The organism is Pseudoalteromonas sp. SG41-5, from assembly GCF_014164495.1.
Taxonomy (GTDB): domain Bacteria; phylum Pseudomonadota; class Gammaproteobacteria; order Enterobacterales; family Alteromonadaceae; genus Pseudoalteromonas; species Pseudoalteromonas rhizosphaerae.
This window is the reverse complement of sequence record NZ_JACJFH010000031.1, coordinates 15,380-37,508: the sequence shown is the minus strand read 5'-3', so window position 1 is coordinate 37,508 and position 22,129 is coordinate 15,380. Positions and strand designations below refer to the sequence as shown.

Sequence of the window (22,129 nt, the reverse complement as noted above, 5' to 3'; positions counted from 1 at the left end):
TATTTAGGCTTGTTGTGTACTGGCATCTTTAACTTCTTTAGTTTCGAACAAGTTTACTTCGGCACTTGATTGGCTGACGCTGTTTTTTTGTAAGGCAATATAGAGATCTGAATGCACGTAGATGCCGTCTTTACCGGATGTCATACCAGCAATTTCAAACCATGATAGTAATTGCCGCTTTCTGCCAGCAAGTTCTAATCGAATACCACGTTTTTTAAATATCACGTCTAAATCGGCGAGCATGGCCATGACACTTAAATCTAAATGGGTGAAGCAGGGGACTGCGTCGATAATAACGCATTGCGTGTCGTCTTTTTGCCGCGCATATTGTTCTAGCAAACGCCGTTTAAAGTAACCGGCATTAAAGTAAGTTAAAGGAGAATTAAAACGATAAATAAAGACTCCTTGTACTGACTTTGCTTTATCTGTGGCATCAAGGCTCCTAACAACGCCCTTAATATCAACACCTAATATATTGTCGGTAGGGCGCATTACGGTGCGAATAAACTGGAATAACCCCAATAGTACAGCGAGAGTGATGCCTGGTATTACGCCAATAAATAACACTGCGAATAAGGTGGCTAGCGCAAGGTAAAATGCTTGTTTGTCTTTACGCTTTAATAGCCAAATGGCTTTTAAGTCTAATAAATGGATTGAAGCAATAATAAGCACAACACCTAATGCTGCACTGGGAATAAATTCTAGGGGAGCGGTTAAAAATAGGGCGATAACAGCAATAATTCCCGCTGCGATAATCGACACTAATTGCGTTTTACCACCGGAATCATCGTTAACAGCTGTACGAGAGTCTGCACCACTGACAGCAAAACCTTGTGATAAAGCAGAGCCAATGTTCGCAATACCTAACGCTCTAAACTCTTTGTCAGCATCTATGTCGTAACCATTTTTAGCTGCAAAACTGCGAGCGGTTAGCATCATACTGACAAAGCTAACTATTGCTAAGTTAAGTGCAGGCACGACAAGTTCACGAATAATACCAATATCATAAATAGGGGTGTTAAACACTGGAAGGCCACCGGTTACAGTGCCAATTGTGTTGATATCAAACTGCTTTAAATTAAAAACCCACACTAATAGGGCACCAAATGCGATAGCAAACATAGATGCTGGCCAAGTCGGTTTTAGTCGCTTCATGGCAAAAAAAACACCGAGGGTAAACAGGGCCATTAATAGAGTAGGAATGTGGGTTTGTGATAAATAAGTAGGCACACCTCCTAATCGTTCAAGTAAATATCTGTCATCGAAGGTAAAACCGAATACTTTAGAAAATTGGCTGACAATAATCGTAATTGCAACACCGTTTAATAAGCCCATTAAAATAGGCTTGGATAAGAAGTCTGCTAATACCCCTAATTTAAATCGGCTAGCAATAAAGCACCAAAAGCCAGTCATCGCGGTCATAGTTACAACGAGTTGCCAGTGTTTAACACTGTCCCCAGCTGCAAGTGGTGTCACCACCGCAGCAATAACCGCACATGTTGCTGCATCTGGTCCGACAATCAATTGTTTGGAAGTACCAAACAAGGCATATAAAATCATAGGTAATATGCATGAATATAGCCCGACAGCGGCGTTAACCCCAGTAAGTTGTGCATACGCGATAGCAACAGGTAGAGCAACGGCGGCAACGGATAACGCAGCCCTCACATCATCAGCAAACCACTTTCGTTCATAATGAAGTAAAGTGTTTAAACCCGGCATAAAATCATACAAACGCGACAGCACTAAAGTTTCCTTATTTAATCGTAAGCACACTTGGATAGTAAATTTAATATACCAACAAGTATAGCTCAGGGTTGAGGATTTTTTAATAAATAGCAGATACTTAGACTTAGGACTACTTTTGGTTCAGTGTTAAGTCTGATGAAAAAGTTTAAGGATATGCGATATTAGCTGGTTGGTGTTACCACATCGCTAATATCATACTAGATGGTGGTTAAGATAAAACCAGCGCAGAGCAATGGCTTTATCTTAGAGTGTGTAAATGCTTATTAGAAACTTTTAGCGTGCAGAGTATTGGTGAGCCTTTAATACTTCAAGAGAGACTACTTGTAACGATTTTTCATGGGTGGCCTCAAGTATAACCGGCGGAGCTACGTTTTCAGCAACCGCATGGTGCCAGCGCACGGCACATAAACACCATTTATCACCAGCCTTTAGGCCTGCAAAATCGTACATTGGATTAGGCGTTATCAAGTCATTGCCTTGTGCTTTTGAAAACTGTAAAAATTCATCAGTCATGATGGCACATACACTGTGGTTACCAACATCAGATGCAGGGACATAGCAAAATCCTTCTCGAGTGTAGCCTGTATTCCCGCAGCACAAATGCAAGCGCGTACCTAATACATTTAATTGATTGCTCATAAAACTACCTTGTTATAATTTGTATTGTTTTACATTGAGTCTGCTTTCAGACTATGTGAAAACGTGGTGGATGAAAAGCTGAATATTGATAGATAGCATGGAGATCACAAATAACATAGCCATTAAAAATATTAAACGTCAGTTTATTAAACTAATGGCGAGGCCAAAATCAGTTCAATATTCATTTATAGTTGCTTGTTGTGTGATTATTGTGCAATTGTGTTTTTGTTGGCTAGCAATTTTTACGTTTACTGTACTAGTAAAAATTTATTATGGTAGCTTTGCGGCTACTATACGTTTGTCTTATATCCAGAATCTATATATATGTGAATATGGTATTTGAATAGCTTTTGATTTCAAATAAACACTTAATTGTAATTGGCAGTATAATTACAGTTTTTATAAGCTCTCGATGTATCAATACTATGGAGCTTTACATTGTTACACGTGAGGAAAAATGAGTAATCTAAGTCTGAAAAATAAGCTGTTGCTATTAGCTATTTTGCCGCTCACGCTGCTGTTAATTAGTTTAATGGCCAGCTCATATTATTTAGAGTATCAAAATCAGCAGCAAAATTTTGTATCGTTTAAAACAAAATTAATTGCTGACAAAGAAAGTTTATTAGCAACTGAGGTTGAGATAGGCCGCCAAATAATTAATTACGAACTAGCCAAGGGGACTAAAGAAGATGCAAAAAATGCATTGCGAGATCTCACTTTTGGTAAAGATGGTTACTTTTTTATCTATGATACAAAAGGCGTTAGTATTTTCCATGCGTTATTGGGTGATGCAATTGAAGGGCAAAATAAAATAGCCATGACCGATCCTAATGGTAAAAAAATAATTGTTGGGTTGCTTGAGCAAGCAAGACAAGGTGGCGGTGCTTTTTATTATGCTTTTCAAAAGCCTAATACAACGGGTTTAGTTGAAAAAATGGGCTATGCAGCGATGGTTCCTGGTACAGATTGGATGCTAGGAACGGGCGCTTATATGGATGATATTGAAGCTGAGCTAACAAAGTACCAAGCAACAATACAAGCTCATATGAATGAAAAAGTAACGACCCTGTTATTAATTGCATTATTTTGGGTGGTGTTGACGGTGTTTTTTGCCTTAATTGCGGCAAACAATATGGTAAAACCAATTCACAATATGGTGCAAAACTTAGATGATATTGCAAAAGGCGAAGGTGATCTGACTAAGCGCTTAGAAGTGCATAGTAACGATGAAATTGGTCAATTGGGTAATTCATTTAATGTGTTTGTTAGTAAACTACATAGCATTATCACCAATGTGGCAGATGTAACCCGTGATGTAAAAGATTCATCAAATGATATCAATACACAAACACAGTTAATTGAAAATCAGTTAGTAAACCATAATCATGAAACTGAGCTGGTAGCAACGGCGATCACCGAAATGTCAGCAACATCTCAGGAAGTCGCGCAAAATACCACACAAGTGGCGGTATCAACCCAGTCAGCCACGCAAGATGTTGCCAATGCTCAAAAATGTGTAGATGTTTCTTTAGAAGAAGTTTCAAATTTAATGAGTGAGATTAATCAAGCTGCTGAACAGGTTAATTCATTAAGTGAACAATCTAAAAAAATTAACAGTGTATTAAGTGTTATCGGTGGCATTGCTGAGCAAACTAACTTACTGGCCCTTAATGCGGCTATTGAAGCTGCAAGGGCTGGCGAGCAAGGCCGTGGTTTTGCGGTTGTAGCTGATGAAGTGAGAAGTTTAGCCAGTCGTACACAAGAGAGTACGTTAGAGATTAATGAAATGCTTAATGAGTTACATACGCTAGTCACGGCTGCGGTAAAGGCAATGTTGGCAAGTCAGCAAAGCTGTAATCGCTCAGTTGAGTCATCTCGCGCAATTTCTGAAAGTTTAGGAGCGGTAACCAGCTCGGTTACTACAATTAACGATATGAGCACACAAATAGCTACCGCTGCCACAGAGCAAAGTAGTGTAACTGAGGAAATTAACCGTAACGTTTTTGCGATTCAAGAAATCGTTAATGAGCTTACTCGTTCAATTAAAACAACCTCATCAGTCAGTCATCACTTAGCTGGTCGAGGGGAGAGTTTAGGCGATTTGGTAGGTCAGTTTAAGATCTAATATAAACAAAAAATAGCGGTATTATTGTTGAGCAGTAATAAATAAAGATCAGGCTTTAAATAGCCTGATCTTTGACTTTAAATATAAATGAATCAGTTTAAACTGAACACAAAACCGCTAGATTAGCTATTGAGTTTGCCCGTTGACGATTCTAAGTGTGCACGCACAAACCATTGAAACTGTTCTAAATCGGCAAGTTGGCTAATTAGCATATCCTCAGATACAGGATCGAGCTCTGATAGCTTGCCAATCGCACTTCGGTGATCGCCATTAATCCCATTGTATACTTTATCAAGCGCAACTAAATGATCTTTTACCAAGCCCTTACCAATTGCGTAATCTTGCCATGAACGACGATCAACTATCGATTTTGGAGTACCAACCGGAACTCCGCCCAGCGTAGCGATTCGCTCGGCGATGGTGTCGGTCATTGCTCTGATCACTTCAACCTGAGGGTCGAGCATTTCATGCACGCCAATAAAATTTGGGCCAACTACATTCCAATGAATATGTTTTAGAGTCAATTGTAAATCGATCAGTGCGACCATGCGGTTATCAAGTGCAGCAATGGTATTTTTTGCAGATTCTTCATTCATACCTGGGGCAGTAAATTCAGCGATTTTGTTTGTTTCGTTATTGTTACTCATTATTCCTCCTGATTTATAAGGAATGTTCACAGCGTCTAATAAAGTCTATGAACATGCGTTAGTTTATATAAAGCAATGGCTGTGCCGATAAAAATTATTTTTTAAGTTTCTGATATTTAATAATTTATATGTTTTTTGAAGTTGGGTGATGAAAGCATTTCTTTGAAATGCCATGAAAAATATGCACTTTTTTGTAAAATCTGCAAAATAAAAGATGCTGTTACGTGTTAGCGAATTACTTACTCTCAATAATAACTGTGATACAGAAGTGTATTATCATTGTTGATTAATCATCACTTACATATACTCAACCCATCTTGTTATTAAAGGAGAAGTGCATGTTGAGATTTTTTTCTATCGAGCAGGGGGTGATCAGAGAGTTAGAGCCTTCATCCGATACTTCTCTTGAAGCATCAATCAGAAATGCACACTGGATTGACACAATCAACCCAACGGAAGATGAGCGAAATACGCTCGCAAAAACGCTCAATATAACTTTTCCTGAGTCAGGGGATGTGCAAGAGATTGAAGCTTCATCGCGATGTTTTATCGACAATGAAGGCTTGCATGTGCACGCATTGTTTATGTCGCCCAATGAAGGACGTTTTAATACGGTAACAGTGGCCTGTTTACTTCAGGATAACTGTTTGCTGACCATTCGCGATGACGAGCTGGCTGACTTTCGATTGTTACGCTTAAGAGCACGTAAAGGTCAAGTAATGTGTGATACGCCAAAACAGTTATTGGTTACATTATTCGATCAAAAAGTCGAAAACCATGCTGATATGCTCGAGGATATGCATCATCAGTTAGAGAAGCTCAGTGCATATGTACTAGAAGAAGATGACTCTGATCTAGAAGAAGCGGTCAGTCGTATCGCGCGTTTAGAGGATGCGAATGGGAAAGTGCGTTTGTGTTTAATGGATACGCGGCGCAATATTTCGTTTTTAATACGTCGTTTAGGTGTACAAAATGAGGATCGCGAATCACTACGAGAAATTGTACTTGATATAGATACGCTAATGTCTCACTGTACCTTTTTGTTTGATAAGGTGAACTTTTTGATGGATTCAACACAAGGTTTTATTAACATTGAACAAAATCAAATTATCAAAACCTTCTCTATTGCTTCGGTGGTTTTTTTACCACCTACTGTAGTCGCCAGTGTATATGGGATGAACTTTAATATAATGCCTGAGCTGCAATGGGAATGGGGTTACCCATTTGCAATTGGCATTATGTTGCTATCGGGCTTTGCCCCTTATTTATTTTTTAAACACAAAGGCTGGCTGTAGTGTGTGCCAAGGACTACTTGGCATACACGATTACACGAGTTTATATTCATTTTATACGGATAGCGGTCTTATTATCACCTTGCATTAAGATAATAAAGCGGCCGCTAGGCGTACAAAGTCTGACGAGGTAAGTATACCCACGAGTTTATTTTTTTCAGTGATCACAGGCATGCAACCATGGCGGTTATCAACAAAAAACCGAGCAACATCTTGCAGTGGTTGGGTTGCTAGTACAGTGGCAAAATCGGTTGCCATAATAGTGTGTATTTTCGTTTGTTTTTCCTTTCGTTCAAGTGCGCTAGGGCTGTAATTAGCCATAATATTCATCACTTGGGCAATCATGATTTTTTGTGTCAACATACCCACTAGTTCGCCATTGTGATCAATTACCGGAATATGGCGGATATTTTTTTCCTTCATTAGATTATGTGCGTCGTGTAGGGTGTTTTCTGCACTTACGGCATATGGATCTGATGTCATTAAATCTGCAACTGTTTGGCTCATTTTGGCTCCTGTTAAATTACTAACCAGAACTTTGGTTAAAAAGGTTTACTAAAATAGCTACTGGAGACAGATTTATTATCCAGAGCTCATATTATTATTTATTCTAGCCTGGTTTTTTCTTATTGCACTTTATCAAGATCAAGGCTTTGTATTTTGTATAGAAATAGTTTTTAGCTTGGCCATCCATAGCCATTGAGGATAGATTTATTATCCGAAGCTCAGATTATTTATCTTTATGCGAAAAATTATCCCTGAGTGTACCAACCCAGCTTGAAAATTTATGCATCGCCGAGCTGCCTTTGCCCAGTAGCTCATGCATTTCTGCTTCAAAATGGATTTGTTCTTTACTACTTGGCTCTGGTAATGGCGGTAAAATATGAGCAAAGTAGGTTTTATCAAGCAGGCGGTGTAATAACCGCTCGCCAATAAAGGGCTTGCCGCTGTTGAGCGCTCTAGCTCCTTTAATTAGGTTACGAATATCATATTGGGTTGGGCTAATGTCGGGCACTTGTTTAGGGATATTAAGTAACTTATATACCCCAATACGTGCTGTACGAATAGAGGCTTCCATCGTGAATATAATATCGTTGTGGGTTTCAACAAATTGACCAATCAAACCTAAGTTTGTACAACCTTCAGGAACTGAGGTGGGTCTGTCACCAGCTGCACGAGTCATAAATTGAGCTGTGATATAAGGCATTAGCGCTGTACGTATCTTGGTATTGGCAATGATTTCATCAAGCTGCTGTTCAATGCCCAAATGGTAGCAAAGCTCCGTAATTATTTCTTCACCGCTACATTGTGGCATTGTTTTAACGATACGATTACCTTGTTTGTCCATTAATAAACCATAGACCCAAAGTACTAACGTATCATCGGGTTGATCTGGAAAATGAGGTTGGCGGTTACATGTTACACTCAATAGCCAGTTAGAGTCTGTAAAAGTAATAATGCCGCCAGTTACCGTGCGACCAGAGTAAGGATCGTTTACTGATAATGTCTTTAGCTTATCTATAAGTGGGGATGGCTTGCAAGTCAGTGTGGCTGACTCCCACATAGACTTATCAATATCGCCATAAAATTTTTCGGGTTTACCAAAAACAGCTGATTTCTTCGCGAGGTTTTTCCATAAATTCCACCCGCTATTTTCGCCGGGATCGTGTTTTTCACAGTTCAGCTCGGGCACATTTTGCATGTCACCATAAGCGGTATGCTCTGTCATTGAACCCGTTAGTGCATAAACTAAATCGTCTGGAGCAACGTTAATATGCTGTGCTTGACCTTTTATAGTGGCATGGATCCCCGTTACGGTTTTTTTATTACCGGTAAATGTTATATCCAGATCGTTTACACGGCTTGCAAATTGAAAATTCACGCCTTTGTCTCGTAATAAATTAGCAAGCGGTTTAATAAAGGTATCGTATTGATTATATTTCGGAAAAAGTAAAACAGACATGTCGGCAAAGCCATCAATAGAATCAAGAAAGCGATGCAAATACAGTTTAGTTTCTAACAAGCTATGACAATTTTTAAAGGCAAACATAGTACGAAATAAAAACCAAAAATTGCTTTGTAAAAAACCTTTGCTGAAATAGTCTTCAATGCTGAGATCGTCAAGCTCTTCTTTGCGCTTGAGCATTAAACGGATCAGCTCCCATTGCTGGGCTTTATTCAGGCCAAAGTCACTTGCATCGAGTATCTCACCGCATTTATTTATTAAACGGGCTTGTGAGTAATTAGCGTCGTTATCATTAATTAAACGGTACTCATCAAGCACAGAATAGCCTTCGGGCAGTTCAACAGCGGGAACGTCTTGAAACAGATCCCACAAGGTGTCGTAATTCCAGTTCATTTCACGGCCACCACGAATAATATAGCCGTCATCAGGGTTACCCGCGCCATCCATTGAACCGCCTTCAATATCCATTTCTTCCAAAATGGTAATATTTTCAGCGCTCATATGGCCATCACGGATAAGATAAAATGCCGCTGCTAGGCCACCAATACCTCCACCAATGATCCAAGCATTACGTTTTTCTATACCGGGTGTAGGCAGCGTTTTATGACGTGCATAAGGAGCAATAAAATCATGAGGGGGCAAGGTATTAAGTGGTTTATTGCCCCAAAAATCAGCCGTTGCGTCAGCTTCATGTTGGAAATTACTTGCTGCGGTTGCAGAAATATTAAACTTCGCTATTGCTTTATTCGTCATTAGCCATCCCTCTTCATGAATATAGATAAGTGTCAGTACTGTTTGCAAGTCTCTCCATAATTGCACGAGGCAAGCATAGTCATGTTGCAGTAGATCAAAGTTTTAGTTCGCGAGGGGGTTTATAAGTTAGCTGCTGGAAATTGATTTGTTATCCGAAATTGAGGTTAACAATGGCAACTTAACCAAGTTGCCATTGTTAAGGCGTTTATTTTTTTTATTACTCACAGCATACTAAAAAGTACCGAGGCGACTAACAATACAGCCATAAAAATATTGAATGCTCGTAGGCGCTTGCGATCTTTTAGCCATACTTGTAGCTTTTGTCCGACTAACGTCCATGAGCAGACACAGGGTAAATTAACTATACCGAAAATAAGACCTACAAGTACCACTGCACCAATTCCTTTGGATGGGGCATAAACACTCACTGCACTTAATGCCATAGTCCAGGCTTTCGGGTTAACCCATTGAAATAAAGATGCTTGTACAAAAGAAAAAGGTCTAGTATCGCTATTTTTAGCACCGATAGGAGTTTTATTACTGGCAATTTTATAAGCAAGATAAAGCAAATAAGCCATGCAAAGCACTTTTAATAGCTGGTAACTCCATGGAACAAAGTCAAATAATTGCATGACACCTAAACCAACCAATACGAGCATGATCACAAAGCCAATTGTTACGCCGAGTAAATGTGGCAATGAACGTTTAAAACCAAAGTTAGCGCCTGAGTTCATTAACATCAGGTTGTTAGGACCTGGGGTGATGGAAGATACAAGTGCAAATAATGCTAATGCTGATACCAATTCAATATTCATTTATAGTTGCTCAGTTGATAATGATTGTGCAATTATATTCTGTATGGCTCGCAATTTTTACGCTTATTAATCTATTCAAAATTTACTTTAGCAACTTAATATGAAAAAAGATCGAATTAACGACAGGATATTGCAAGAATTAAAGCGCAGTGGTCGAATTGCCAACGCTGAACTTGCTGATTTGGTTGGTTTATCCCCATCAGCATGCTTGCGCCGTGTACAAGAGTTAGAAAAAGCAGGTGTGATCAAAGGCTATCGAGCAGTTATTAATAATCAAGCGTTTGGACTTGGTTTTGTCGCGTATGTGGGGGTGGGTTTAAATGAGCACTCTACGAAATCACAACGAGCTTTTGAACAAGCACTTGAGTTTATTGATGAAGTTAAAGAGTGCCATAATGTCACAGGAGCATTTGAATATTTACTTAGAGTAGAAACCGCTGATATTAAGTCTTATAAAGCATTCCATGCTGATGTTTTAGGATCAATCCCACAGGTACGAACGATCACTTCGCATGTAGTGATGGACTCACCAAAAGATGAGCGGGCGTAAAGTAGTTGGATAATCTATCTTATTAATAGTTGAGGTTAATAGAGCCTTGCTCGCAAAGCTCAAAATTAAGGCGAATTAATTAAATATTATCTTTCATAGTAGTTGCATGCGCCTTTAGTTGAATAACCATTTGGGCTTGCTTTATACCATCCAGATCCAGGGCTGGCTTGAGCACACATCCTATAACCATTTACTTTACTTGCATATACATACCATGGATCAGTAGCGGCAGATGCATTAGATGCTATTGCTGTAAATATAAAAGTTGCAAGCAATAAAGTGGTGTTAATTAATTTCATATCATCATCCTTATTTATAATTTAATATATTGATTTTAAATGAGTATTAAATTAAAAACCAATGGTGTACCGATATTAGCACTGTATATTGTTTGCGTAAAGGGTTCTTTAAAAGCATATGTTATGAAAAATTTAGGTGTAGGGAATTTGCACATAAAGGGATTTTCATTTTAATAAGTATGCTGGCGTTATTTATGTTGCTTCGATTTAACATTAGGACATATTAAGGTAAGTTTTTGATAAACTTGTAGCCACATAGAAGTCACAGACAATAGTCAGCTTTTTATGTGAAGAAGAGCCATTTTATTGTTAGAATGGCTCTTCTTTAGTTAAGAACTATAGTAACTATCATCGCTGATACGCAATGCCATACAATCGCTGTGGCCGTTTATAATCATGCTTTTATCAACGCGTACGCCAGCACCAGCGTATTTACCTGCTGCGGTAAAACTACATATTTGCACAAAGTAGTCAGCTACTTTAGGAAGGGCAAATAACTGCTGGTATATTTGCTCTTGAGAGGCAAAGTGACCCGTTGTTTTTTCTATTACGTGTTGTTGTTCATCAACGAGTTGAATATTTGCACCGCATCGACCAACAATCGGTTTAACGACATAGCCTGTTTGCAATAGCTCATCATTTAAATCAAATGCAGTATTGAGTAAAAACGGATGATTTGGAAATAAACTCCACAGTACTGGCAAAATTGCTTTATTACTGGGTATTAATGTCCATAGCGGCTCAAAAACCATCACATTTTTACGAAGTAATACATCGACCAAGCGTGGGGTTTTACCAGATTGCCAGTGCGGCTCAAAATCATCGCTTTGGGATTGATCTGCCTCACACTCTAGTCTTATTTGATCAAGAGCGGTTTCCCATGACCATGTTTTCCAAACGTAACTGAGTTTTTCGCCATCTGCATCAACAATATTACCCGCTGCGTCCCAGTGTAAATCAGTCAAACCAATGATTACTTTGCACTCAAAACCAGCGGCTTCAATGGCTTCTTTCATAAACAATGCATGGTAATGTTCTTCTGGCTCATCATCTTGCAATATATGGACAAGGCCGTTTACTTCACTTTTTCGCCATGCCCTTACTAAATCTTTAAATAAATCATGGCCGGCATCAATACCCGTTTTAACACCAAAGTGTTTGGCCCATTTACCTTGTACTTTGCCACTTTCCATATAGCACGATGCTGAATCGCAGTTGTATTCATAGACTTTCAAGACTGCGGGAGTTAATGCAAAATCAAATCGACTGGTGATCAGTTGATTTAAGCGATTATCCCATGATTGGCGAATCTTATTGAGCACCGCATCGGGTAAATTAAACTTTTTTAATAGCTCAGGATGCTGCAGTACATAGTCTGTTGCATGCATAAACAAGCCATGTAATTCATTGGTAGCATGTTCAATAGTTTGTTGAGCGGTTTTTGAAATTGTAAAATAATGATGTTGATCAGCATTAACTGAAGTCAATTTATGCCCTTGCATCATCTCTACGTAGGCTGCTTCATCGTCATTGGCAATGTTAAGCCATGACTTAGTGGCTTGCCCATAATCAGTGGCATATTGGGCTTTTATGGCAAACAGATCAGTGCTTATTTCAGGCGTCGGTTCACTAAATTCGCTGTGCTCAGTTTGTGTCATCCAGCCTAAAATAGTGGCGTCACTGTAAGATCACTCAATCCAGTAGTCACCTTCTTTTGTGACTTTCGCTTTGAGTTCGCGACACCACTGTTGATCTTGCGGCCATAGCTGATGGGCCACGTTTTGTTCAGCAAGACGAATTTTATCCTGATGTACTTCAACCACCACCGCAACATGGCCAGTTTCTTCAAATTCACCGCCTTCTTCCCAAATGAGTAAACTTCCTACCACTGGGTGGTGTTTTGCACCATTACGAAATGCTTGTAAAGGCAACCTGGTTTGATTGTTTATGTCACGCACTGAGCGTAGCTCAAAAATATCGTAAGCCATTGCAACATCATCAAAAATATAGCCATGATTGAGATACATCCAGCGTCGCGCAAATTCAACACATTGCCATTTATAGCCCATGTAAATACCATCGAGGTAACTACGATAGGCGCTACGGTTAGGATAAATTGTTTCGTCAGCTGTATCGTAATCAGACGAATAAACAGCAACATTACCAGGCGCATAACCTAATAATTCACCAAACTGACTGACAGGAACGCGGGATTTGATAGACAAAGTAATTCAAAATTAAGGAGTGATAATTTGCAGACTATAGGAGTGAATAAGGCCGATAGCAAGATAATAAATATAATCTTTCAGGCATTTTATATGTTGCTGCTAGATGCGTTAACCAACCGTTATTGCGTATTACAAAGAGCTCATTAATCACTTAATTATCATTTAGTTGATTTACGTCTTTATTGTCCCCATATTAACTAAAAACAGTCATTAAAGGGAAGTTATGCGTCATTATCCATTATATAAAATTGATGAAAAATGTTTACGTCGCTTAGGTCAGGGAGTTTTAAAAACTTATAATTTAAATAAAATTATAGGTTTAGATACTGAAAAAGCAATCGCTAAAGAGTGTGAAGACTTACTTGCGCTGAATGAAGATTGTAATGCAGAGCATTTTGCCGAGCTTCGTCAAAGGCGGGCAATTAGTGACAGCGTGCCAGATGATGATCTATACGCGCAAGTTGTAGAAGCTGATGATGGTAGCTTATTTATAGTCAGTGTTTGTCGTAATGATGATGACGAGACTATGTTTGAAGTGTTTAGTGAGCATCCGTTATCAGAACCATTACTTGCACAGCTGGTCCGCTATATTAGTAAGGTATTTTGCTGGTGTACGCCTAGATATATTTGTATATGGCCAGCACCAGGATCAATACCAGCCAAACAACTGCTAAGTTTGGCCGGTAGCCGCGCTGTTGATTCATTGTTAGCAGCACAAGATCCTAAACTGACTGTTGATGAATTACTCTGTGCAGATATTGCATTGCAGCCGTTTGAACTTGATAAAGATTGGCCTTGGTATGAGCGTGACTATACTCAGTTTTTAATGCAGCATCCTGAAATGGCAACAATAGTACCAATTAGCGAAAAAGACGATATCAGCGAAGCTATTGCAGCCGGATTGTGCAGCGCGGCGTTTTATAGAGGTAAGCCACTGGGTATGATAATGGCTGAGTCGAGCGATGAGCTAGGGTTTAACGGTTTACTAATCAGTGATATTTTTATTACTGGGCAATTTAGAGGACAGGGCTTTGCATCCCCAATGCAGCGTTTATATTATCAACAGCATATGCAAGATTTTGAATTTTTCTTTGGCTACATTCATGCTGATAATAAACCTTCGTATAGCAATGCACTTAAACAAGGACGAGAGTTGCTGCGCCAAGAAGTGTACCTTCCTGCGCATTTATTCTTATAGTTGTTTTGCTATTAATTTCAAAAAAATTAATCAGCTAGAGTAAAAACTTGGTGTTGTCTTGTGGCAATATAGTGGTAATTAAGCTAGCCTTTTTATGGTTATTAGTTTTATTAAGTATGATATGAAGCCTAAACGTTTGACTCGTTATTTGCCGCTTAATTCATTAGTTATGTGCTTGGCAGCTTTGCCAAGTTTTTCATATAGTAATGAGCAAGATACTAACCTATTTGAGATCCCGCTTGAGAGCTTACTTAACATTGAAGTTGTGAGCCCTTCACAAACCGTAAAAAAGATAAGCCAAGCGCCGAATATTATTAGCTCAGTTAACGCCACTCAAATTGCAAGTATGGGCGCGCGAACGCTATCAGATATATTGAAAATGTTGCCTGGCGTACAAATACTATCGCGGCGAAATGGCCGAGACATGGTGTGGATCCGAGGCATTCCATCAGGTCGAAACAGCAAAGTAATGTTAACTATCGATGGCGTACCTCAGCGGGAAGGTTTAATTGGAGGCTGGTCTCCTGATGAACAGATACAAATAAATAATATTGAGCGAATAGAAGTTATCCGCGGACCAGAATCTGCATTATATGGTGGTGATGCATATTCAGGTTTGATTTCTATTTTTACGAAAGCAAAAGCGCCTGAACGAACTCGCATCTCAGCAGGGGGTGGCAGTTACGACCGTCAATCAGCTACTATCAATACGGGGAAAGAGTTTGCGGGCGGAACATTTGTTTTGTCAGGGCGACTCTTAGATAGCAAAGGCTATCCTCAACAATATGACCGCAACGGTTTTGCATCAACGCATGATAATAATGTTGATGCTAAAAGTCTGGGAGTGTCTTTACGCAATGAACAGTGGCAATTTGCTATAAATTATGATGATTACACGACAGAGTATCCTCATTATTCGTCAAATCAATATAAATCTCAACGCTATCAAACACTCAGTGCGCACATTCAAAATAAACTTAGCTTTGATAAATTATCGATAGAAAATCAATTGTATACCTACAAGGTGAAGCGCTACTTTGAGCGCACGATTACCGATCTGCAGGGCAATATTGATTTTTATTCTGACTCAGACTTGGATTCCACATCAAATGGTGTGCGCAGTCAGTGGAGTTACGCGTTTAATCCAAATCACCATGCTATTTTGGGGCTGACCTTTCAACAACGTCAAGTTGGTGAATATCATGAGACGATAAAAAAACAAAACGCGGTAGAAGTTAATGAGTATGAATCAAGGGTGATTCGAGATGGTGACTTAACACCATCAAGCCATAACCGAGCTATTTACTTTCAACAAGAATCACTATTTTTTGAGCAACGCTTAGGATTGACGGTTGGTGTGCGGGTTGATGACTACCCTGAGTTCAGCTCAGAAACTTCTCCGCGGATTGCTGTGACTTATCAAGGTAATGAACAGTGGTCTGGTAAATTGATATGGGGAACGGCTTTTCGAGCGCCTACTTTTTTACAGCAATATGAAGTGCGCAGTGACAATAATATATCAGGAAATCCAAATCTAAATCCTGAACAAATAGAGACATTTGAAGGTGAGTGGGTTTATCATTTTTCAGCTAATAATAATATTACTCTGCGCGGGTTTAGCAGTTACTTGAGTGAGTTTATTCAGTCTGTAAATGGTAAGCCTTACGAAAATAGCAGTGAGCAATTACACGTTCCTGGATATGAAGTTGAGTGGAATAATCAATATTATGCAGATTGGTCTCACTTTAACCGCATTAGTACTTCATTTAATTATACCCGAGTTAATTCAGAGCAAGCGTCATTGGCAAAAGATACATTAAATTGGCTGCTGTTTATGGAGGATGAGCAATTTTCATTTTATGCGGGAATTAATTACCTTAGTCGGCGTAACCAAAGCCTAAGCTATCATACCAGTGTAAAAGTGCCAGAAATTGCACAACGAGATAATAAAGGTAGCTACTGGACTTTGGATGCTCACTTGAGTTATCGCCCTAGTAAGCAAAGTGCGTGGCAATGGACTATTGGTGTAAAAAATATGTTTGATAAACAGCATTATAACCCTACCTATGCGCCAGATAGCTACTATGACGTAAGGAAAGAGCCACAAAGTTATGAAATGAGTGTGGCATTGTCATTTTAATAGGATGACCTGCTAGGTTATTTAAAACAGTTAATGCAAAGCGGGTTATCAAGGTGCTTTTTAAATTCAATGTTTGCTGATAGCCATGTTGAAGGCTAACTTGCTTGTATGGTCCTGGGCAACACTTGTCCTGCGAATAGATATAAATATTGACTTCATCCAATATAGAATATTGCAATATCTCTCCTAAATATGCACAACTTTAGGTCTAAAAATAAATCCTAACAGAGGTAATAGTTAACTTTAGAGCGAAGTTTTTTAATTTGTTGAAATAGTTTTCCTCTTTCGTCGGTCTTTGCATGTGGGCACTAATAATAATCATTTCAAGAGGTCGTGAGTAGGATGACTAAAGTTAAACGCAGTAGGTTGGGTATGCCAGCGATACTTTATCGAGGTAGCTTATTACTAGGGTCGATGGCTGTTTTTGCAACGGCGACACTTTATTTTGCAGGCGCATTTAATCGTGATGCAGTAACAGCACAAAAATTTGTTGATTTGCAGCAAGGTGACACACCACATGCCGGTTTTCGTCGTGCGCATGCTAAGGGTATGTGTATAACGGGTAATTTTGAATCAACAGGGGCACTATCTTCTTACTCGGTCGCAGAGGTGTTTAAAAAGGGCAGTACGCCATTTTATGGGCGTTTCTCAATTGCAGGTAATAATCCAACCGCGCCAGATTTAAAAGCACCGGTGCGCAGTCTAGCATTTGCAGTAAACAGTGGCACAGTCGATGAATGGCGTGTTGCTATGAATACGCCTCCTGTAATGGCAGTTGCTACACCTGAGGCATTTTTTCAGCAATTGCAGGCATTATCACCGGATCCTATAACAAAACAACGAGACCCAGAAAAAATAACAGCGTTCTTTAAAGCACATCCAGAAAGTAAAGCATTTAATGATTGGAAAGCTGACTATGTGCCTGCCAATAGTTTTGCCGCTGAACGTTATCATAGTATCAATGCGTTTTATTTACATAATGAGCTAGGTGATAAACAAGCTGTGCGTTGGGTTGCGCGTCCGCACAAAGCGACAAATAATGCTGCGCTGCTCGATACGTCATCGGCCAACGCACTTCAACAAGAGTTGGCATCACGTTTAGATCAAAACGCTGTTAAATTTGATTTAATTTTTACCTTAGCGGCGTCTAATGATGATGAAAATAATCCAACCATACCGTGGCCCTCAGATAGACAGACGATAAATGCTGGCACATTATCAATCGTTTCTTGGCACAACCAAGAAAACGCAGCCTGTGGCGACGCAAACTTTGATCCGTTGGTGTTACCGCAGGGTATGAGTGCGACAGCCGATCCGATTTTACGTGCGCGTGGTGCCGCGTATGCGCAGTCCTATCGTCGTCGTGCAAAAGAAACATTGTTAGGTGCTAAAGTTAGCGCAACAAACGGAGGTGAATAATGTCAGCAAATAAGGGTTACTCAGCAGGCAGTCGGTTATTACACTGGGTGATGGCGCTGATGTTAATATCGATGCTATTTTTAGGGTTATCAATGGTACAAAGCTTGGCCGTTTGGCAGGTTGAGGCTGTTACCTTACATAAATCTACTGGTATTTTAGCGCTCATTTTAGTTGTGCTGAGATTAATAAATAAAGTGCGCAGTTGCACGCCTACTTTACCCACTGAGTTACCTAGGTTGCAGCGGTTTGCAGCTCATATCACTCACTTTGGGCTTTATTGCGCGATGATACTGATGCCGCTATCTGGCTGGTTAATGCAAAATGCGGACGGGCGTGTGGTGCAGTTTTTTGGGTTATTTCAGTTACCTAATTTGCTTGACGCTGATATTAAATACTTTGCATTTTTCCGAGAAATGCATGGCATTGTAGCTTGGTTGTTTTTAGCAATGATTTTTATGCACATCAGTGCCGCGCTTTATCATGGTTTAATCAAACGTGATGGCGTTATGAGCGCAATGCTGACAGGCAAAAAGTAGCTGTAATAAAGCTCACTTAGGTATTCATTCCAAGAAAAAGGCCAGTTTTACTGGCCTTTATGCATTTTAGTTTATTCATAGCTGCGGGCTTTTTTGGTTTTAATTACGGCAATATAGCCGTGCCAGCTGGCATAGCTAAGTAGTGGCATAATCACTATAAAACCAGTAGCACCAGTGACAAAACCAAGGGCTACGAGTATAAAAATACATGCAGACCAAACAATCATCGCTGAAAAGTTGGTTTTAACGGCATTCATTGAAGACATAACCGCGGTCATTATATCGACCCGTCTTTCCATCATAATTTGTGGAGTAAATGCTGAAATAGCAAATACAGTAACCAGCAAAATTCCGCCGATAATGGTACCTAAAGTTAAAAAAGCGGAGAGTTCTTCAAATGTAGGATTAGCATGACTGGGGTAAAGTGCATGAACTATCGCTGCCAGTCGCATCCATATAATCATTATTACCATCAGTAAAATTGCAAATCCCCATTCACCGACCGGATTTCTGAACATTGATTTTAGAGAATGGCTAAGTGTTGGTGTGTGGCCTTTTTCTAGCTCCCAAGCAACATCATAGAGACCGACCGCAAATACTGGGCCGATCAGAGCAAATGCGACACTGGCTGGTAAAACAACTAAGTAGCTGTCAGTGAACACCGCGAAATAGACAATTGCCAGCGGGATCAGAGTGAAAACAATCCCATAAATCAAGCTTAAAATAGGGGCGCTGGCCATATCTTTAAAGGCCAGTGCCAGCCAATGAAATGCTGCAAAAGTGCTGACCTTATTGCACTCTAAACAGCGCGCAAATTCGGAGTGTTTATCTATTGTGTTTGTTGACGGCATAAGGAACTTCCTCTAAAGGCTACTCTTAAGGTTTAGAACATTTGGCCGCTATTTACAAATTTTCAATTAAGCTTTTTATGCCTCATAAGTGGGGGAGTATCCTATTTAATGGGATATCAATTTTGACTTTGTTGAATGAGTAAAAGTAATTCTGCGGTTGCGCTGGCATCAGCGAGTGCTCGGTGATGGCTTATTAGGTTTAAGTCAAAATGCGCACTGAGGTTACCTAAAGAGTATGATTTTAAACCAGCAAACGCTTTGCGAGATTCAACCACAGTACATAATTTGGGCATTTTAAAGTGGATACCTGCCATTTCACATTCTTTACGAATAAAGCCGTAATCAAAGTTTACATTGTGAGCCACAAAAATAGTGCCTTTTAGTTTATTAAGTAAAGTCTCAGCTATTTCAGTAAAGCGTGGTGCAGTTGCTACCATTGCGTCATTAATACCTGTTAAAGACACTATAAACTTAGGAATGCGCATTTGCGGGTTGATAAGTGTTGACCAAGTATCAATTACTTTGCCGTGTTGCATTTTGACTATGCCAATTTCGGTGATCCGATTGCCGCCTTTTAAACTACCAGTGGTTTCAATGTCGACCACGCTGTAAATACGATTGGGATCATTAACCCATTTTACGGCCGCAATGTGTACATTGAATCCAGTACTTTTTAGGCAATCAATCGTTGTTAGCTGATTTCGTCTTAATTTATCACCTGGGGCTTTTACTTCTTCAAAATGGAGTTTATTAGCATTTAGCACCATCAAATCAGGGTAGCCATCTTTAAGCTGCATAAAGCGCATGGTCATATTCTTTAAGTGACTTTTTAGCGCTGCTAATGAGCTATTTAAAATCAGCACTTCTAATGGTCGTAATAGCTCGCTATGCCAGCGAAACAGCCCATTAGCTTGCTCAAAATAACGGGCGGCACTTTTACAAACGTGTTTTAGTAAATCATCCGGTGTTTGCCAGTTTGCTAGTAGTGCTTCAATTTGTTGGTGTTGGGTATGATAAAAGCAGTCGGTTCTCAATGATTGTGGAAACATATCAAACTCATTGCAAGGTGGAGTGGGAGTATCTATATAAAGCTCGCGCCAAAAAACTAAACCAAAAAGGCTCTGCCAAAGCGTATTTTCGGTATAAAAAACGGTTAACCCTTGTTGAGTGTAGTGTTCTGTAACACCTTGCTCTACATCGTTTCGATAAACTTCGTCAATTTCAATAACACATTGCGTATCGGCGAGCATTGCACTTAAGCGAGAGCGAGTTTGCTTGTTAAATTTACGCATTAAAAAGTCATCAGCAAAATACAGTAAATCATCAGTGAGCGGATCTTCGATGATGGTTTCAAGCTGGATTTTTACCCACTCTTTATTACCTTGGCGGTATTGCTCGCGTATTTGTAATTCAGTTGCTTCAGCGCTATTTTCACAGGCATTTAAAAGTGTAAAACACAGCTCAATATTATATTTTTTTAGTTGTTGGTGAAGTCGTAAAAGGAGCTTGTTTTTAAGGTTGACTGCTAATGTACCTTCGGCCGGTTGATTAATAAGCTCAATAGCTAAAGCTTGATATTCGTCATCACTTTGCGCGCTTTTAAATGCCATGCGATAACGATTTAGCGCGTAGTTAGATTGCGCCTCTTCACGTGTATCAAAGCGAGCTAAACTTACTGTATGGTTTTCTCGTGTGGTTCTTAGGCCCAAATCACGCAGTACAAAGCTATTTTGATGGTTAATATCACCAGTGCTTAAGCGGCCTATGTATAGAAATTCAAAGTATTCATACACAGCAAAGCGGTTATTAATAACAAACTGGTTATAAAGGCAGGTTAAATGTTCCGGCTTAGTAGCAAAAAAATCGCAAGTCTGTGCTACTAATTGCGCTTTAGTAACGCTTTTTTTAATACTAGGTTGGATATCGAAAGGCGCAAGTAGTGCTAGCAATGCGGGTTTAGTTAGATGTGCGAGTACGTGTTGATAGTCAGTGTAATTTGGATGACTAATGAGCTGTGCTGTTTTTAGCTCTTCGAGTGCCAGTGCAGGGCTGTCTATTTCATTATAATTAAGTGTGGTGATTGCTACGAGTAAAGGTTTACGAGAATAAATGCGTGCCAGCATGCACTGGCCTTGCTCAGTAAGTCGGTTTGCTTTATTAATGAAATCGACGTGTTTTTGCTCTAATAAGTGTCTGCATTGAGTGTCGATAAATGTTATTAGCTCTTTAAAGTGGGCTAAATAATATTTTTCGGGTAATTCTTTTTTCATAACACACACCGTAACTGTATAAAAAAACAGTATCTAGCATTTGCTTTAAGTAATCAAGAGTCGGTTAGTTGTTTTAGAATATCAGCCATAACTTGATTGTTATATTGATGGACGATGCGTTGACTCTTAAAAAGCTGTGGTAATTCAATTAACAAAACGACGATGATTAAAAATACGCCAAAGCTATAAATAGTGAGTATGCCAATTAGCATCAGCGTTAAATTCACCGCACCACGTTGAAATCTACCTAAGTAAAAGTGGTGTAAACCTGCGGCAAAAAACCAATTCAGTACCGCATAAGTATCAGGGTCTTTAACGAGACGCTTTTCTTGCTGGTAAAATAGTTTACGCTGTTCAGGGGACAATGCATTTACTTCTGAACGAAGCTGCTCTTCTTGAGCATTTAGTTGTTCTGATGTCATGGCATTAATAAGCCTTAAGGAAGTGGATCGGATTTTACGGTTACACAGTCGGGGTTATTGCAACGCCGTATTCTTTTTACGCCAATAAACAGACCTTTCACTAGCCCATATTTAGTAATTGCTTGATGAGTAAACTCTGAGCAGGAAGGACTGAAATTACAACTAATATTAAAATGTGCCTTAGCGCCGCCATTTTTTTGATAGCGGCGAATTGCACTAAGCGTCATTGC

18 protein-coding genes and 1 pseudogene are annotated in these 22,129 nt (G+C 39.5%); 7 read left to right on the top strand and 12 right to left on the bottom strand.

Translation table 11 applies throughout. From position 1 onward, the window contains the following. Window positions 1–3: 3 nt before the first annotated feature. On the bottom strand, window positions 4–1,746 hold the full coding sequence (locus H5232_RS10265) for a SulP family inorganic anion transporter (RefSeq protein ID WP_182740135.1): 1,743 nt from the start codon (window positions 1,744–1,746) through the stop codon (window positions 4–6). A gap of 276 nt (window positions 1,747–2,022) precedes the next feature. Then, the gene (locus H5232_RS10260; protein ID WP_149981770.1) at window positions 2,023–2,388 is read right to left on the bottom strand and encodes a DUF2237 family protein; all 366 of its coding nucleotides are present in this window, start codon (window positions 2,386–2,388) and stop codon (window positions 2,023–2,025) included. Window positions 2,389–2,845: 457 nt separating this feature from the next. Between H5232_RS10260 and H5232_RS10255 the strand changes: the two genes are divergently transcribed. Continuing rightward, window positions 2,846–4,513: a methyl-accepting chemotaxis protein gene (locus H5232_RS10255; protein WP_182760978.1), complete on the top strand. Its 1,668-nt coding sequence runs from the start codon at window positions 2,846–2,848 to the stop codon at window positions 4,511–4,513. A gap of 122 nt (window positions 4,514–4,635) precedes the next feature. On the opposite strand, the gene dps is transcribed toward H5232_RS10255, so the two are convergent. Further along, on the bottom strand, window positions 4,636–5,160 hold the full coding sequence (gene dps / locus H5232_RS10250; protein ID WP_182830838.1) for a DNA starvation/stationary phase protection protein Dps: 525 nt from the start codon (window positions 5,158–5,160) through the stop codon (window positions 4,636–4,638). Between the two features lie 338 nt (window positions 5,161–5,498). On the opposite strand from dps, the gene corA reads away from it, so the two are divergent. Further along, entirely contained in the window at window positions 5,499–6,455 is a 957-nt protein-coding gene (corA, locus tag H5232_RS10245) for a magnesium/cobalt transporter CorA (RefSeq protein WP_182717992.1), read from the top strand. Window positions 6,456–6,539: 84 nt separating this feature from the next. Here corA and H5232_RS10240 read toward each other — a convergent pair whose 3' ends face one another. From H5232_RS10240 to H5232_RS10230, 3 genes are all read right to left on the bottom strand, one after another. Next, the gene (locus H5232_RS10240) at window positions 6,540–6,959 is read right to left on the bottom strand and encodes an HPP family protein (RefSeq protein ID WP_149981766.1); all 420 of its coding nucleotides are present in this window, start codon (window positions 6,957–6,959) and stop codon (window positions 6,540–6,542) included. 223 nt (window positions 6,960–7,182) lie between these two features. Then, window positions 7,183–9,171, bottom strand: coding sequence for an oleate hydratase (locus H5232_RS10235; protein ID WP_182717993.1), 1,989 nt, complete (start codon window positions 9,169–9,171; stop codon window positions 7,183–7,185). Between the two features lie 221 nt (window positions 9,172–9,392). Beyond that, the gene (locus H5232_RS10230; protein WP_182760979.1) at window positions 9,393–9,986 is read right to left on the bottom strand and encodes a LysE family translocator; all 594 of its coding nucleotides are present in this window, start codon (window positions 9,984–9,986) and stop codon (window positions 9,393–9,395) included. A gap of 100 nt (window positions 9,987–10,086) precedes the next feature. Between H5232_RS10230 and H5232_RS10225 the strand changes: the two genes are divergently transcribed. Further along, window positions 10,087–10,536, top strand: coding sequence for an Lrp/AsnC family transcriptional regulator (locus H5232_RS10225; RefSeq protein ID WP_149981764.1), 450 nt, complete (start codon window positions 10,087–10,089; stop codon window positions 10,534–10,536). A gap of 86 nt (window positions 10,537–10,622) precedes the next feature. Here H5232_RS10225 and H5232_RS10220 read toward each other — a convergent pair whose 3' ends face one another. Both H5232_RS10220 and gss read right to left on the bottom strand, forming a co-directional pair. Continuing rightward, window positions 10,623–10,835 carry a hypothetical protein gene (locus tag H5232_RS10220; RefSeq protein WP_149981763.1) on the bottom strand — a complete coding sequence of 71 codons (213 nt, stop codon included), beginning with the start codon at window positions 10,833–10,835 and terminating at the stop codon, window positions 10,623–10,625. Window positions 10,836–11,164: 329 nt separating this feature from the next. Next, window positions 11,165–13,054: pseudogene (gene gss / locus H5232_RS10215) on the bottom strand (bifunctional glutathionylspermidine amidase/synthase). A 232-nt stretch (window positions 13,055–13,286) separates the two neighbouring features. Between gss and H5232_RS10210 the strand changes: the two are divergent. From H5232_RS10210 to H5232_RS10195, 4 genes are all read left to right on the top strand, one after another. Then, a complete protein-coding gene (locus H5232_RS10210) occupies window positions 13,287–14,261 on the top strand; it encodes a hypothetical protein (RefSeq protein WP_182830837.1) in 975 nt (324 codons plus the stop codon). 121 nt (window positions 14,262–14,382) lie between these two features. Next, complete coding sequence (locus tag H5232_RS10205) at window positions 14,383–16,401, top strand: TonB-dependent siderophore receptor (RefSeq protein ID WP_182830836.1); 2,019 nt, start codon at window positions 14,383–14,385, stop codon at window positions 16,399–16,401. A gap of 342 nt (window positions 16,402–16,743) precedes the next feature. After that, a complete protein-coding gene (locus H5232_RS10200; protein WP_259400125.1) occupies window positions 16,744–17,820 on the top strand; it encodes a catalase family peroxidase in 1,077 nt (358 codons plus the stop codon). Continuing rightward, the gene (locus H5232_RS10195; protein WP_182717998.1) at window positions 17,820–18,356 is read left to right on the top strand and encodes a cytochrome b; all 537 of its coding nucleotides are present in this window, start codon (window positions 17,820–17,822) and stop codon (window positions 18,354–18,356) included. Before H5232_RS10200 ends, H5232_RS10195 begins: the two co-directional genes overlap by 1 nt. A gap of 71 nt (window positions 18,357–18,427) precedes the next feature. On the opposite strand, the gene H5232_RS10190 is transcribed toward H5232_RS10195, so the two are convergent. The 4 genes from H5232_RS10190 to yidD all read right to left on the bottom strand — a co-directional run bounded on the left by H5232_RS10190 (window position 18,428) and on the right by yidD (window position 22,126). Next, the gene (locus tag H5232_RS10190; RefSeq protein ID WP_182717999.1) at window positions 18,428–19,207 is read right to left on the bottom strand and encodes a DUF2189 domain-containing protein; all 780 of its coding nucleotides are present in this window, start codon (window positions 19,205–19,207) and stop codon (window positions 18,428–18,430) included. A 116-nt stretch (window positions 19,208–19,323) separates the two neighbouring features. Continuing rightward, window positions 19,324–21,477, bottom strand: coding sequence for an exonuclease domain-containing protein (locus tag H5232_RS10185; protein ID WP_182718000.1), 2,154 nt, complete (start codon window positions 21,475–21,477; stop codon window positions 19,324–19,326). 53 nt (window positions 21,478–21,530) lie between these two features. Then, window positions 21,531–21,899 carry a TM2 domain-containing protein gene (locus H5232_RS10180; RefSeq protein WP_182718001.1) on the bottom strand — a complete coding sequence of 123 codons (369 nt, stop codon included), beginning with the start codon at window positions 21,897–21,899 and terminating at the stop codon, window positions 21,531–21,533. 14 nt (window positions 21,900–21,913) lie between these two features. Beyond that, window positions 21,914–22,126: a membrane protein insertion efficiency factor YidD gene (yidD, locus tag H5232_RS10175; protein ID WP_220491300.1), complete on the bottom strand. Its 213-nt coding sequence runs from the start codon at window positions 22,124–22,126 to the stop codon at window positions 21,914–21,916. Between the last annotated feature and the right edge of the window lie 3 nt (window positions 22,127–22,129).

Excerpts from the sequence above, each read along its gene's own strand:
- H5232_RS10260 (WP_149981770.1), bottom strand. The coding sequence starts at position 2,388 with ATGAGCAATCAATTAAATGTATTAGGTACGCGCTTGCATTTGTGCTGC.
- H5232_RS10255 (WP_182760978.1), top strand. The coding sequence starts at position 2,846 with ATGAGTAATCTAAGTCTGAAAAATAAGCTGTTGCTATTAGCTATTTTG.
- dps (WP_182830838.1), bottom strand. The coding sequence starts at position 5,160 with ATGAGTAACAATAACGAAACAAACAAAATCGCTGAATTTACTGCCCCA.
- corA (WP_182717992.1), top strand. The coding sequence starts at position 5,499 with ATGTTGAGATTTTTTTCTATCGAGCAGGGGGTGATCAGAGAGTTAGAG.
- H5232_RS10240 (WP_149981766.1), bottom strand. The coding sequence starts at position 6,959 with ATGAGCCAAACAGTTGCAGATTTAATGACATCAGATCCATATGCCGTA.
- H5232_RS10235 (WP_182717993.1), bottom strand. The coding sequence starts at position 9,171 with ATGACGAATAAAGCAATAGCGAAGTTTAATATTTCTGCAACCGCAGCA.
- H5232_RS10230 (WP_182760979.1), bottom strand. The coding sequence starts at position 9,986 with ATGAATATTGAATTGGTATCAGCATTAGCATTATTTGCACTTGTATCT.
- H5232_RS10225 (WP_149981764.1), top strand. The coding sequence starts at position 10,087 with ATGAAAAAAGATCGAATTAACGACAGGATATTGCAAGAATTAAAGCGC.
- H5232_RS10220 (WP_149981763.1), bottom strand. The coding sequence starts at position 10,835 with ATGAAATTAATTAACACCACTTTATTGCTTGCAACTTTTATATTTACA.
- H5232_RS10210 (WP_182830837.1), top strand. The coding sequence starts at position 13,287 with ATGCGTCATTATCCATTATATAAAATTGATGAAAAATGTTTACGTCGC.
- H5232_RS10205 (WP_182830836.1), top strand. The coding sequence starts at position 14,383 with ATGAAGCCTAAACGTTTGACTCGTTATTTGCCGCTTAATTCATTAGTT.
- H5232_RS10200 (WP_259400125.1), top strand. The coding sequence starts at position 16,744 with ATGACTAAAGTTAAACGCAGTAGGTTGGGTATGCCAGCGATACTTTAT.
- H5232_RS10195 (WP_182717998.1), top strand. The coding sequence starts at position 17,820 with ATGTCAGCAAATAAGGGTTACTCAGCAGGCAGTCGGTTATTACACTGG.
- H5232_RS10190 (WP_182717999.1), bottom strand. The coding sequence starts at position 19,207 with ATGCCGTCAACAAACACAATAGATAAACACTCCGAATTTGCGCGCTGT.
- H5232_RS10185 (WP_182718000.1), bottom strand. The coding sequence starts at position 21,477 with ATGAAAAAAGAATTACCCGAAAAATATTATTTAGCCCACTTTAAAGAG.
- H5232_RS10180 (WP_182718001.1), bottom strand. The coding sequence starts at position 21,899 with ATGACATCAGAACAACTAAATGCTCAAGAAGAGCAGCTTCGTTCAGAA.
- yidD (WP_220491300.1), bottom strand. The coding sequence starts at position 22,126 with ATGACGCTTAGTGCAATTCGCCGCTATCAAAAAAATGGCGGCGCTAAG.